13 protein-coding genes are annotated in these 13,374 nt (G+C 44.8%); 7 read left to right on the forward strand and 6 right to left on the reverse strand.

Annotation, left to right across the window (positions count from 1 at the left end; all coding sequences use genetic code 11):
* The first annotated feature begins 76 nt into the window (after positions 1 to 76).
* Entirely contained in the window at positions 77 to 2,875 is a 2,799-nt protein-coding gene (locus tag AC4II3_RS25700) for a TIGR02921 family PEP-CTERM protein (RefSeq protein ID WP_488015460.1), read from the forward strand.
* Positions 2,876 to 3,097: 222 nt separating this feature from the next.
* Here the strand turns inward: AC4II3_RS25700 and AC4II3_RS25705 are convergent, their stop codons facing one another.
* Both AC4II3_RS25705 and AC4II3_RS25710 read right to left on the reverse strand, forming a co-directional pair.
* Complete coding sequence (locus AC4II3_RS25705; protein WP_488015461.1) at positions 3,098 to 4,459, reverse strand: aromatic ring-hydroxylating dioxygenase subunit alpha; 1,362 nt, start codon at positions 4,457 to 4,459, stop codon at positions 3,098 to 3,100.
* A 255-nt stretch (positions 4,460 to 4,714) separates the two neighbouring features.
* Entirely contained in the window at positions 4,715 to 6,187 is a 1,473-nt protein-coding gene (locus AC4II3_RS25710; RefSeq protein ID WP_488015462.1) for a flavin monoamine oxidase family protein, read from the reverse strand.
* 167 nt (positions 6,188 to 6,354) lie between these two features.
* On the opposite strand from AC4II3_RS25710, the gene AC4II3_RS25715 reads away from it, so the two are divergent.
* Complete coding sequence (locus AC4II3_RS25715; RefSeq protein WP_488015464.1) at positions 6,355 to 7,014, forward strand: ester cyclase; 660 nt, start codon at positions 6,355 to 6,357, stop codon at positions 7,012 to 7,014.
* A gap of 337 nt (positions 7,015 to 7,351) precedes the next feature.
* Here AC4II3_RS25715 and AC4II3_RS25720 read toward each other — a convergent pair whose 3' ends face one another.
* A complete protein-coding gene (locus tag AC4II3_RS25720) occupies positions 7,352 to 7,585 on the reverse strand; it encodes a hypothetical protein (RefSeq protein WP_293024179.1) in 234 nt (77 codons plus the stop codon).
* Positions 7,586 to 8,021: 436 nt separating this feature from the next.
* Between AC4II3_RS25720 and AC4II3_RS25725 the strand changes: the two genes are divergently transcribed.
* From AC4II3_RS25725 to zds, 4 genes are all read left to right on the forward strand, one after another.
* A complete protein-coding gene (locus AC4II3_RS25725; RefSeq protein ID WP_488016669.1) occupies positions 8,022 to 8,924 on the forward strand; it encodes an Rpn family recombination-promoting nuclease/putative transposase in 903 nt (300 codons plus the stop codon).
* A 165-nt stretch (positions 8,925 to 9,089) separates the two neighbouring features.
* Positions 9,090 to 9,338, forward strand: a complete 249-nt coding sequence (locus AC4II3_RS25730; RefSeq protein ID WP_488016671.1) for a type II toxin-antitoxin system Phd/YefM family antitoxin — start codon at positions 9,090 to 9,092, stop codon at positions 9,336 to 9,338.
* A gap of 66 nt (positions 9,339 to 9,404) precedes the next feature.
* Entirely contained in the window at positions 9,405 to 9,680 is a 276-nt protein-coding gene (locus AC4II3_RS25735; protein ID WP_488016679.1) for a hypothetical protein, read from the forward strand.
* Positions 9,607 to 11,043, forward strand: a complete 1,437-nt coding sequence (gene zds / locus AC4II3_RS25740) for a 9,9'-di-cis-zeta-carotene desaturase (RefSeq protein ID WP_488016672.1) — start codon at positions 9,607 to 9,609, stop codon at positions 11,041 to 11,043. Before AC4II3_RS25735 ends, zds begins: the two co-directional genes overlap by 74 nt.
* Here zds and AC4II3_RS25745 read toward each other — a convergent pair.
* A complete protein-coding gene (locus tag AC4II3_RS25745) occupies positions 10,968 to 11,309 on the reverse strand; it encodes a hypothetical protein (protein WP_488016674.1) in 342 nt (113 codons plus the stop codon). The genes zds and AC4II3_RS25745 overlap by 76 nt on opposite strands.
* A 25-nt stretch (positions 11,310 to 11,334) precedes the next feature.
* Between AC4II3_RS25745 and AC4II3_RS25750 the strand changes: the two genes are divergently transcribed.
* Positions 11,335 to 11,775 carry an SRPBCC family protein gene (locus AC4II3_RS25750; RefSeq protein ID WP_488016676.1) on the forward strand — a complete coding sequence of 147 codons (441 nt, stop codon included), beginning with the start codon at positions 11,335 to 11,337 and terminating at the stop codon, positions 11,773 to 11,775.
* Here AC4II3_RS25750 and AC4II3_RS25755 read toward each other — a convergent pair.
* Both AC4II3_RS25755 and lipA read right to left on the reverse strand, forming a co-directional pair.
* Entirely contained in the window at positions 11,720 to 11,896 is a 177-nt protein-coding gene (locus AC4II3_RS25755) for a hypothetical protein (RefSeq protein WP_490722924.1), read from the reverse strand. The genes AC4II3_RS25750 and AC4II3_RS25755 overlap by 56 nt on opposite strands.
* Before the next feature lie 197 nt (positions 11,897 to 12,093).
* On the reverse strand, positions 12,094 to 13,002 hold the full coding sequence (lipA, locus tag AC4II3_RS25760) for a lipoyl synthase (protein WP_488017459.1): 909 nt from the start codon (positions 13,000 to 13,002) through the stop codon (positions 12,094 to 12,096).
* Between the last annotated feature and the right edge of the window lie 372 nt (positions 13,003 to 13,374).

Here is a 13,374-nt window from a genome sequence, read left to right on the forward strand (position 1 = left end):
ACTGATAGCTGATAGCTGATAGCTGTTCGCGTAGCGTGCGCGTAGCGCTTAAGCTAATAACTGATAGAGCAATACAATGAAAGAAAAATCTCTGAAACCAATCCTTGAGGTCAGTTTTTACAGTATTTTTTGGCTGTGGAATCTGATGTTTCTGACAGTTGTCTATGCTGGCATCTTGCCAATTATTGGTATTTCCTTAATCCGAGAGACCTTTGATGGTGCTGTGCCGGTTGATTTTTTCGTTACGTTTGTAGCATTGATTGCAGTACCAACTGTCTGTACTGTCATTGGTGCTTGGCGTCTGAGGGAGCAACCAAGGGAGTTAATGCGCTTGTTTTATGGTGTGGAAGTACCCTTGTTTGCTTGGTGCCTGATTCGTTTGTTCTTGATCCGAGAATTTACCAGTGTTAGCACCTTAGTATTGGGTACACTTTTGGTGTGTATTCTGGCATTTGCTGCAGAAGTTGTATGGGGCTATAATTCTAATCGTAAACCAGTAGCATGGCTACAATTAATTGCTCACACGTTGATGGTTTTGATTAGTAGTTATGTAGGATTGTTGCTGTTTTTTTATGTTCTTCCTGCTGCTGGTTTTTTAATCATAAACTTCTTCAAATTTCACTGGCTATATTATCTGGGATTGTTATTGATTGATCTTAATATATTAGCTTTCTTCCTGTTACTGTTATTTGGCTTTAGCTGTACCCTATTTCTAGGAATGCCCTCAGTATTTACAGCTCTTTATCTTCATTCTGGATACCGGATATTAAGGGCTTTTACTGGACAGTATGGGCGCAATCGGGCGATTCAAGGGGCAGTAGCTGTGGTTACTGTCTGGATAATTCTGTTCTTTTCCTTGAATGTACAAGCTCAAGTCGAGGCGTTTAAGCTCCTAGAAAATTACCCAAAAACGAATAGCGATCGCCAAGCCTTGATAGCTAAGTCTGATGTAATTCGCACTGGGTTAGTTAATGCTAATTTGTTTCCCTATCGGTATCTAAGTAGCCGAGAAGAGAATAACCATATCTACGCCATGTACAAAGATGTGTTTTACCTGCCAGATTCCCTATGTGAATTCTTACAGAATAGCTACAATCTGGTTATGTCACCGTTTTTGTATAATGGCTCCCGAGAGGATGTCGAAAAAGCTCAACAGCTTTACGGGGAATTCTTTGATACACCACTTCAGAAAGCAGAACGAAAAGCTGTTCAACATGCTTTACAATCTACAGCGATTATTGACCAAGCTAAGGCGGGTTTGTTGAATATCGATCAAAAACGGGTATGGCTGCAAAAGCAAGAGGTAACCTTAGATGCCCATGGGGATTGGGCAGATGTGGAAATCTACGAGGTGTATGAGAATAAAACTACTGATGTTGAAGAAGTACTCTACTATTTTTCGTTACCAGAAGGGGCAGCGATTACTGGCTTGTGGTTAGGTGAAACGGATGACCGCAATCAGCGCTTTCCATTTCAAGTCTCCCCACGGGGTGCTGCACAACAGGTTTACAACTCCCAGGTCAGGCGAGTGCGTCCTGTAGACCCGGCGCTGCTTGAGCAAGTCGGACCTCGGAATTATCGTCTCAGAGCATTTCCCATTCCTCGTCCGTTATCTTCATGGGAGAGGAGAAATGGTAGCGATCGCGCAACGGAAATGCATCTGTGGCTAACCTACAAGGTGATGCGACAAGAGAAGGGTTGGCCTTTACCTGAGTTAAACGAACAACGCAATATCTTTTGGACAAATCGCACCAAGCGCATCCGCAATGGTAAAGTAAAACGGGGTTTTTCTGATCGGTGGTTAGAAGCATATTTACCAGCAGATCAAGCCCAGCAACCCATGGTTCATCAGGTGAATTTAGGGGATGGCTACCGCATTTCGGCGAAACCGTTAGACTTGTTGGATAAATCCGCAATGGGGAATATAAAGGATAAGCGGTTTGCTGTTATTCTCGATAGTTCCAGGAGTATGGCTGCTCAAGCATCCCAGGTCAAAAAGACATTCACTTGGCTACAACAACAGGGTTTTGCTGATCAGAGTTTGACTAACAATGATGCGGATTTGTACATCACTGACGCAATAGATAACAAGATCGATCATCAAGCTAAACGCATTGATGATATCAGTGATTTTGATCCTGCTCAGATCACCTTTTATGGCTCTATCCAACCTGAACAGATGCTGCAACAGTTTGAACAGTTGCGTGGCAATACCCCCTATGACGGGATATTACTGGTGACTGATCAGGGTAGTTATGAGTTATCTGAGGATAATAAAAATGTGGCGGTGGTGGCTGCACCCCTGTGGATGGTTCATTTAGGCAATCAATTACCCTCAGCCTACAATGATACGATTCTAAAATTGATTCAAAATAGTGGTGGTGGTGTCTCTACCGATATCCCAGGGGTAATCCAGCGGATGGCAACTCAAGAAGCCTTGGGGTCATCGGTAGTAAGTGTGGCGGATGGCTATGCTTGGTTTATGGAATCAGGAACAGCTGAGGCTACTACTGAAACTGGATTTGAACCACTGGCGGCCAGGCAACTTATCCTCGGGTTGAGTGAAAACCTGAATGGCTCTCTAGAAGAACTGGATCGGATTCATGGCATAGCCAAGACCTATGACATTGTCAGTCCCTATTCATCCATGATTGTGCTGGTGAATGATCAGCAACGAAGGATGCTCAAAGAAGCAGAAGCGTCAAGCGATCGCTTTGACCGAGAGGTGGAAACTGGGGAAGAACAGTTGAATCAGCCGTCTAATCCCTTTACTGTTTCCGGTGTTCCTGAACCGGAGGTATGGATGTTGATTTTGATCAGTGCGATCGCACTTTTGATTATTAGTAGACGACAAAAAATTACTGTTGACGGTTAATCCTCAATAGTTGTCAATTGTATCATTAATTAGCAAGGGCAAAGGTAAGGGTTACTCTCCTGTTTACTTTGCCCTTTTTAGCTAATTTCGATTAAACGATAGCGCTGCACGAAGGGAATCGGGAATCGGGAATCGGGAATCGGGATGCAGCGCTTTTGATATCAATTATATTCACATCTCAAAGGAAAATGCTATAGTTTGGTAAGGTTAGAAATAACTAGATCAGCGGCGAGTATAAGAATGTTCAAATTTAGTTTTGATTTTCTTCGCTACAGCAGCTATTCCAAGGGCAAACAGAGAACCGGAAACCGCCACAAGTTGTGTTAATGAGCTGTCAGTGAGGATTGCCAAAGCGGCTAGTGCAATCGCTACAGCTACAAAGGTTTGTTTGAGTCGGTTTGTGATCTGATAGGCTCGATTGCAGGAACTACAAATTACTGTATGTTGCTGTAATCGGTTTAGGGTTGCTGGTGGTGGATTATTTTCTGTCGCCTCCCTTGGTTGCTTTGATGTGGAATACCCTTGATAAAACGGTAGAGCAGATCCGAACTTATCGAGCCACTTGCGGTACTCAATCACAAATAAGTCGCATGTCTTCAGTGGCAAATACACTTTTTTCAGGCTTTGTCCTAACCGCTCAATTTGTTCTTCTTGTCCCACTATAAGTTGCAAATCCTCTTCTAATATTTGGTTTCGATACCAGTGATCCATCCAGCGAGGAGTTAGCTTAATTGTCCAGGTAAAAAAGTTCCGATAATTTCGGGCTAGAATCCGACAGCGACCTTTGCCAAGAGGGATAGAATACAAAGCCAGACCCCCAGACATACTCTTTTGTTCACTACCAAATTTAAATTTATGAATTACGAAGTTGGGAGCAACAAAATCTACTGTTACCCAGTTAGCATTTGGTTTGCGCGTTTCCCGCCACCGTCCACGAATCCCATCACCAGAGTGTTCGAGTACTTCCATTTCTAGGGGTTGAGCATTGTCTCGATTCCCTTGAGTGGGGTGGTGGCTGATGTTAACGTGAGCCGGATCCAAGACGTTCTCTATGAAATAGGTTTGGTCGTAAGGTAAGTCACGCACGAGATCGGTACTGACGAATTCGGGTTTGTCCAAATCTGGTATGGCGGGGATAGGTTGTTGATCAGCCGCTTCAGCTTCTCCTGGCCAGATCCAGACTATGCCTTGCTTCTCGACAACCGCAAAAGATTTCACGCAGGAGTTAAGGGGAATCTTGATATCTGTTGCTAACTGGGGAATGTGTAAACATTGACCTTCTGCACCAAATTGCCAGCCATGGTATAAGCACTCGATTTTGCCGTCTATTATTTGTCCATCAGAGAGTTTAGCAGCACGGTGGGGGCAACGGTCTGTTAAACAGACTAGTTTGCCCTGAGAATTTCTGAACAAGACTAAGGGTTCATCATAAAGCGAAAAGCCATAAGGACGGTCTTTTGGCAGGTCTTGAAGTAAGGTGACAGGATACCAGCAATTTCTCCAATTAAATTCTTGGTCTGTTTCTGGTATTGGTAAGGTAGCAGTGGGTTGGCCTGTCTCTGGTTTATTAGGAGTGAGTGTCATCGCATATGTCTCGCTATGAGGGTCATATTTTCTTATGAGTCGGGCTATGCTGACTTTACCAAATAAGGTCAATGACTATAAGTAGCATTAGTGAATAATCATACTTTCCATAAACTCGGGGTCTGTAGCATGTTTTTTTCCTAATACTTACTTTCAAAACGATTGAATTAGCGGCAATTACAGGAATGCTGAAATTTGGTTTTAACTTTTGCTACTAAGTGCGCCTAACACGACACCAGAAATGATTTTACTCCTTCAGACAACACGAGCCAAAATCTCTCCAGCAACTCGCTCCGCTGATTCCAACGCTGATTCTATACCAGCAGATGCGATCGCAGTATGTTCCCCAGCAAAGTGAATTCGATTCCAGGGTTTAGCCATCTTGTCCTGAAATCCGCGAATTTGTCCGGGGGCAAAGTGAGCATAAGCTCCCTGAGCATAAGGATCACTACCCCAGGAAACCACACGGGCTATCTCCACATTACCTTCCGTAGCAGGGCGAATTCGCTTCAGTTCAGCCTTCACAAATTGTCCTAATTCCTGTTCTGACATAGCATCTAACTTCTTAGCACTGGCTCCGTTAGCCCAGCAGGTTAAGCTTTGGAGTTTTCCAGAAGCATCCTTGTGTGGAAAGACCAGCTCCAAGACAGAGTCTGTCCACATCCTGATTGGTTGACCGTCTTCTTCCCAGAACGGATTGGTAACAGAAACATAAACCTGTGTGATTATTGTATAGGGTAATTCTTTGACAGCCTCAGCCTGCGCGCCTTCCAAAGGAGGATCGATCTCTACCTGGCGCAGCACAGAAAAAGGTAGAGTACAGACAACGTAGTCAGCTTGGAAGGTTGAGCCAAAGGCCTTTGGCCACGCTTCGCGATCGGAGCAGTAGACTTCAACACCAGTTTCCTGGCTGCGGATAGCTGTCACTACTTTCTTGGTTTGGACAACAGAGTTGAGGGATGCTGCCATCTGTTCAGGCAAACGAGAGTTGCCGCCTTTGACATGCATAATGGTCTTGCTTGGAGTCTGTGCTCGTTGGTCATTCTTGAATGCCCACAAGGCCGAGGCAGTTTCCAAGCTGTTCATTGAGAAAGGATAAACGTTCATCAGCCGAAGGGCTTCTGGAGATGCCCCTTGGGCAAGCATATAGTCATCTAGAGGGATATCTAAGTCAAAATGGGTCGGGGATGTCCATGCTGTAGCATCTTCCAAGGGATTATTGGGGCGGAGGTAATGGGTTAGCAAACGAGGTGGAACTATACTACGCTCGCTTTCTGCTAACTGATTCGCACTGGATGTAGACCAGTCTGGGGTCAATACAGATTGCCCATTAATATGGAGCAGTAGTGCCCTGTCCAACGGCTGACGCGGTTCCAGAGGTACTTTCAGCTTCTCGGCTAGAGTTAACAGGCGCTGGTATGTCTCGCTGAAACTCTGACCTCCAGCTTCTGGTTTACCCGGTAGGTCATCTAAGGTATAGATACGACCACCAACGCGATCGCGTGCTTCCAATACCGTTACCGAAATCCCCTTTGCCTCTAATAGCAACGCGCTATATAAACCGGAAAGACCAGCACCGATCACCACTACTGAAGTGGGCTTAATCGAAGCAGGTATCGAAGCAGATGCAGCCATCTGTCTAGATGCTCGTCCTACCACGACGGTGGCTAGGGCAGACTGAGCAATCCGACCCAGGAATTTACGGCGATTAAGACCTCTAGTAGTCATTAGTTTGTAGTCATTATTACATTATTTGATAATTTTAATATTTAATTTTATTGTTTACTATTACAATCCTCTCAAATAGTTTAATTTTTATGTACTTGCCATGGTAACAAGAAGACAATTTAGCAAAATTGTTGAGGAATTCTAATCAATTGAACTGAGATACTTCAATGAGTAATAGTCAGTCCACAGGATTGCCTCTTTGGGTGCAGCAAAGAGATACAGTTATCGCCAATGATGCTGGGGTTGAATGGCGAGAGGGCAAACGCCCTGATTATGCCGAAACTAATGAATTTCTTAAGAAAGGTAGTAAATTTAATCATCCAGAAGGGTCTTTGGAAGCGATCGCTCAAAACTTAGTTAGAACCTTCGAGATGGAAGCCTCCTATAAAGCGAATCCTGAGCAGTGGTTGTCTATTGTTGCCGACCAGTTTCGGATGAGCACTAACGGTGGACCAGAGTACAATGCCCAGACTGTTGCTGATGTCGGCACATACAACGTATTTCTTGGAGATACGGAACACTATCGCTCCACAGAGGAAACCTTTGAATCATCCATAGAAATTTTCCATAACGCTTTTCCTAATGGCTTTCTTTGGGAACTGATGGAAGTGCTTTCCGGACCTCCTAATGTCACCTTTAAGTGGCGGCATTGGGGCACGTTTAGCGGTTCCTTTAAAGGCCATGAACCCACAGGAGAAACTATAGAAGTGTTTGGCATCAGTATTGCTCGGGTTACTGAAGACTTGAAGATTGTCTCCTTGGAGCATTTCTTCGATAACAGTTTGTTTCTCAAGCAATTAACATCAGGCTGTCCCTTCCACTCTTAAAATTTCAATAATTCGTAAGCATATGCGCGAAGCGCAAGCGTGCGCGTTCAGCGATCAGCCTTCGCCAATCTGATTCTAAGTCCTATATAGCAATTAAAAAAAAATCGGTCAAGGTCTGGTTAATCCCAAGTCTTGACCGATTTCTATTTTGTAAGCTTCCACAAGTACAGCTGAGCTGCACTCAACTCTAAATTACTACTGATCAACTATCGAATTAGTCAGCAACTACTCGAAAGTAACTACATCCCAACTCATCCTTCATCCTGATGTATACCCCTCCACAAAACAATTTTCACCATTCATAGTCGCCAGGGCGACGCCCTGGCAATTTACTATCCTAGTCTAGGTATAAGTATCGAATCAAAAAAGTCGTAACCTGACCAGATTTTCCGGTAGGCTCGAAAGCGCTCCACTCGTCGGGATAGGCGTATTTAAGGGAATAGATAGCATTAATTGTTTTGCGAACTTGTTTAGGAGAACCGACCAAGATGTGCTTGACTTTTTTAGGTTTGCGACCTGGCTTTTCAGGGTTGGTATTTTCATCGGAGTTGGGTGGAAGGTTGTCATTCATCAGTAGTAATTCCTTAAAACTGCTTACATTATTAATATATAAATAAATTAACTATTTGTCAAGGTATTTAGGAATTTTTTTTTTATTAATAAATTGAAAATGGCTATAATAATAAATAGGTAATAAATAATAGTAAATAATCAGTAATATATCTGATATTTTCTGTAGAGATGCTATAGTTTTATCCGGTGGGTGGAATGGGCATCTTGCCCGTTTCATTGTCTTGATGCAGTCGCTCATGGGGGGACCACGGCAGTTGCTCATGGGGGGAACCCCCAAGACCGCACTGCCTCCCCAAGACCGCGCTGCATCGCTTTCGGACAAACTTTTTCAACCCAGGCGTTGAAGCGGAAAATCAGGGCGATTCCTTCCCTAAGGCACCCTACACAATTCTTAAAAAATACTATATAAATAAACCTAGTAAAGGTATAAAACTATGAGATTCATCAGTCCTAAAACTGACTTTGCTTTCAAGAAAATCTTTGGTTCAGATCAGAGTAAGGATATTCTAATTTCTTTCCTCAATGCTATGATATACTCTGGTAATTCCGTCATCCAGGATTTAGAAATTATTGATCCTTATAGCGCGGGGGATGTAGTGGATTTAAAAGACACTTATCTAGATGTTAAGGCAGTATTAGAGGATAGAACGACTGTTATCATTGAGATGCAACTCTGGAATGTGGAAGCTTTCAAGAAGCGAGTGGTTTATAACTTGTGCAAAACCTATGGAAATCAACTGCAATTGGGACAGGGATATTTCGATCTAAATCCAGTCATTGCTTTAACTATCACGGATTTTAAGTTATTCCATTCCAGCGATAAAGTAATTAGCTGTTTTTACTTTCAAGAGGAAGAAGACCACTTACCTTATCAGGAAAATGAATTAAAGCTGGTGTTTGTGGAACTTCCTAAATTTACTAAGCAACTGGAAGATTTAGAAAGTGTGATAGATAAGTGGATATATTTTATCAAAGAAGCGCCAAACTTAGAAATTATTCCTGACAACTTCAGGGAAATCCCACAGCTGGAAAAAGCGTTAACCATAGCGAATCAAGCGGGGTTGAGTGTGTCAGAAGTGGAAAAACTCCGCAAACAGGAGATGGTCTTGGAAGACGCGCGAGGTGCATTGAGTTTCGCGAAAAGGCAAGGACGAGAAGAAGGGGAAAGAAATTTACTATTGCGACAGCTTGAGAGCCGCTTTGGCAAACTAACTATTAATGCCTTAGCATTAATCGAAGCCTTGACCAACGAAGATCTAAACAGTTTATCAGAAGCCATCTGGGATTTTCAGACCAGTGAGGACTTACTCAACTGGCTGCAAGAGCACTCTAATTAAAAGTCTAAATTTTTAATAAAATTAATCCGATGCTGGGCAGTGGTTGATAGCAATTCAAAAGCTGATCCGGTACGAAGGTCAGCACTGCCCACCCTACATCAAATGCTGCTATTGAATAAAATAGCTAAAATAAACTTAATGTCTAGTATTATTCCCTAAAAAGTGATGAAAACCCTTGGAGCATCTGAGGCAAAAAACCGTTTTGCTGAACTGTTGGATTTAGCTCGAATAGAGCCAATACAAATTACTAAAAAAGGACGTAATGTGGCTGTTGTTATTTCTATAGAAGAATTTGAAAGGTTATTAGAATTAGAAGAGAAACTTATAGCTATCAAAGCTAAAGAAGCACAACAAGAAGGGTTTATTGGGCTGTCAGAAAGTGAGCAGCTTTTGGAGGATATTATGAATGCTTAGGGTTAAAGGGAGCAGGGAGCAGGGAGCAGGGAGAAGAAAATTGAAATTGAAGGTACTTAATCACCTATGATAAACGCGCTAAGTGACCAAGTTAAAGAAGAAATGATAGAAATATTACTGATTGCTACCCCACCGCACCTAAACGCGATTGACCGTAGGTCACGCTACGCGAACGCACTCCCGATTCCCCACTCCCGATTCCCCACTCCCGACTCCCGACTCCCGGAATATATTACAATCTGTAAAGAAACTGAAAGGATAAGGGAGAATGCGCTTAGCAATCGTTGGTGCGGGGCTCGCGGGCATGGCCACAGCAGTAGAATTAGTGGATGCTGGTCATGAGGTAGAAATTTTTGAATCCCGTCCCTTTGTGGGGGGAAAGGTGGGCAGCTGGGTAGATAAGGATGGCAATCACATCGAAATGGGGTTGCATGTCTTCTTTGGCTGCTATTACAACCTGTTTGAGCTGATGAAGAAGGTGGGAGCGTTCCAGTTTCTGCGCCTGAAGGAGCATACTCACACCTTTATTAATAATGATGGACGCAAGGGTGAGCTAGACTTTCGCTTCATTACTGGTGCTCCCTTTAATGGCCTAAAAGCGTTTTTCACCACCTCCCAACTCTCTCTCCAGGATAAGCTGCAAAACTCCATTGCCCTGGGGATTAGCCCTCTGGTGCGTGGCTTGATAGATTTCGATGGCGCAATGAAAACGATTCGTGACCTAGATGCCGTCAGTTTCGCTGATTGGTTTCGCGGTCATGGTGGTTCCGAGGGTAGTTTAAAGCGGATGTGGAATCCTATTGCCTATGCTCTGGGTTTCATCGATACCGAGAATATTTCTGCCCGTTGTATGCTAACCATATTCCAGTTATTTGCCGCTAGAACCGAGGCATCGGTACTACGAATGCTGGAAGGCTCTCCTCATGAGTACCTCCATAAACCAATTATTAACTATTTAGAGGAAAGAGGAGCAAAAATCCACACTCGCCGCCAAGTCAGGGAAATTCTATTTACCGAAACTCCAGAGGAAACCCGAGTCACTGGTTTAGTGATTGCCAAAGGGGAAACCGAAGAAACCATCACCGCTGATGCCTATGTCTGTGCGGTTGATGTGCCTGGTGTTAAACGGCTGTTACCCAAATCATGGCGCAAGTGGTCCGATTTCGATAATATCTACAAGCTTGATACGGTACCAGTGGCCACGGTCCAACTACGATTTGATGGCTGGGTGACAGAGCTTCATGATCCTGAGAAACGCAAGCAACTCCAAGAAGCAGCAGGGATGGATAATCTACTGTATACTCCCGATGCTGACTTTTCCTGCTTTGCTGATTTAGCTCTCACTAGTCCTGGTGACTATTACAAAGCCGGTGAAGGGTCACTGATGCAGTTGGTACTAACTCCAGGAGACCCATTTATCCGACAAAGTAATGATGCGATCGCAAAACATGTGCTTCACCAAGTCCATAACTTGTTTCCCTCCTCACGAGACTTGAACATGACCTGGTCTAGTGTCGTAAAACTCGCTCAGTCTCTATACCGAGAAGCCCCTGGCATGGACCCCTATCGCCCTAACCAAAAGACACCAATTCCTAATTTCTTCCTAGCCGGTAGCTATACCCAACAAGACTATATCGATAGTATGGAAGGAGCTACCCTATCCGGGCGTCGTGCTGCTAAGGCGATTGAGTCTTTGGTTAGTTGAAGAAGGGAATCGGGAATCGGGAATCGGAACCCACCCCTAACCCCTCCCAGGAGGGGAATCGGGAATCGGGAATCGGGAATCGGGAATAGTGGACAATAATTCACGACGAAAACAGTATCAGAAAACCACTTTTGCCAGAGGTCTACTCTTAATAAAAATCTCCCCCATCTCCCCATTTCACCATTTCCCCATCTCCCCACACTCCCGACTCCCAACTCCCGACTCCCGACTCCCGACTCCCGATTCCCGACTCCCGATATAATCACTAAAACTTGAGGAATCTAAAACCCTATGTCTGATTGGCTGGAACATAGTGTACAAGTTGAAGTAGAAGTTCCCATTGAATTAGCGTGGGACCTTTGGTCAGATTTAGAGCAAATGCCGCGCTGGATGAAGTGGATTGATTCAGTAGAAGTCCTAGAAGAGGATCCTGACTTATCCCGGTGGAAACTTGCTAGTACAGGTTTTGAGTTTAGCTGGCTCTCTCGAATTCTGAAATTAGTTCCACATCAGATTATTCAGTGGGAATCAGTAGATGGTTTGCCCAATCGAGGTGCAGTCCGCTTCTACGACCGTAAGGATAGCAGTATAGTTAAGCTCACTATCGCTTACGGCATTCCCGGCATTCTTGGTCAGTTAATGGATAACTTATTTTTAGGTAACTTAGTTGAGTCTACTATCCAGGAAGATTTAGAACGATTCCGGGATTATGCTCTGAAGGTGAAAGGGTAGGAGTGGGGAGTCGGGAATCGGGAGTCGGGAATCGGGAGTCGGGAGATGGGGAGATAGGGAGTGTGGGGAGATAGGGAGATAGGGAGATAGGGAGATAGGGAGATAGGGAGATTTTTATCAATAGTAATGATTAGGATACACCGTTTTTCATAACTATTAGGTACACAGGATTTTTTCTCTATTCCCGATTCCCGATTCCCGATTCCCGACTCCCGTTCCCCTCCTGGGAGGGGTTAGGGGTGGGTTCCGATTCCCGATTCCCGATTCCCGATTCCCGATTCCCGATTCCCTAGAACTTAAGAGTTAAACCTTCAAGCTTCATGTTTCCCCAGCATGATAAGAACTACGAACCAAAGGACCGGAACGCACATGGGCAAATCCCATATCCCGTGCGATCGCACCTAGCTCATCAAACTCTTCCGGTGTCCAGTATTTTTGTACGGGCAGATGTTGGAGAGAGGGACGCATATATTGACCGAGGGTGATGCGATCGCATCCAATTTTACCTAAATCCGCCATCGCCTCAATTATTTCTGCTTTGGTTTCCCCATGGCCCAACATTAATCCGGACTTAGTGGGAATGGCGGGATTGAGTTGTTTGACAATGCTGAGCACATCAAGCGATCGCTGATATTGTGCTCCCCGGCGCACTTTGCCCTGTAAGCGCTGCACCGTTTCAATATTGTGGTTGTAACAGGCTGGCTTGGCCTCCACCACCGTGGCTATCCGTTGCTGTTGCAACTCTGCTGAAGTTTGATCCTGCTCACCTTTACCCCCCCAGAAATCTGCTGTTAGCACTTCTATCTCAGTACCTGGATTGAGTTGGCGGATCGCATCCATGGTAGCCACAAACCAACCGGCACCCTGGTCTGGCAAATCATCCCGAGCCACAGAGGTCAGCACCACATACCGCAACCCCAACAACTGTACCGATTCCGCTACTTTCTGGGGCTCCTCTGGGTCTAGGGCCATGGGAGCATGACCTTTATCCACTTGACAAAATGCACAAGACCGTGTACACGTCGGTCCCATCAACAAAAATGTAGCAGTTTTCTGAGAATAGCACTCACCTCGGTTCGGGCAACGTCCCTCTTCACAAATCGTGTGAATCTGCCGTTGTTTAATAATCCGCTGCACCGTTGAGATGTCACTAGCATTACCAATAGGACGTCGCAACCAAGAGGGAAGTGCAGTAATTTCTGAACGCCATTGTTTTTGTGTAGTCATGGGGAATCGGGAGTCGGGAGTCGGGAGTCGGGAGTGGGGAATCGGGAGTCGGGAATCGGGAGTCGGGAGTGGGGAATCGGGAATCGGGAATCGGGAATCGGGAGTCGAATAGCATTGTAACAGGAGCAACGGGCAAGATGCCGGTTCCACGTTAGATGGCTATTCTACCAAGATGGCTATTCCGGCAAGATGCCTATTCCACAAAACTATTACCACCAAACGAAGTCTACTATTCTTTAACTAGTCCACATTGACTAGACTTCGCGGCAGTTGTCATCGAACAGCGGATCACCAGAACAGTAGACCAGAATTGATGCAAAGCGATGCAGCGCGGTCTTGGGGAGGCAGCGCGGTCTTGGGGGTTCCCCCCAT

It is taken from the genome of Moorena sp., from assembly GCF_982860115.1.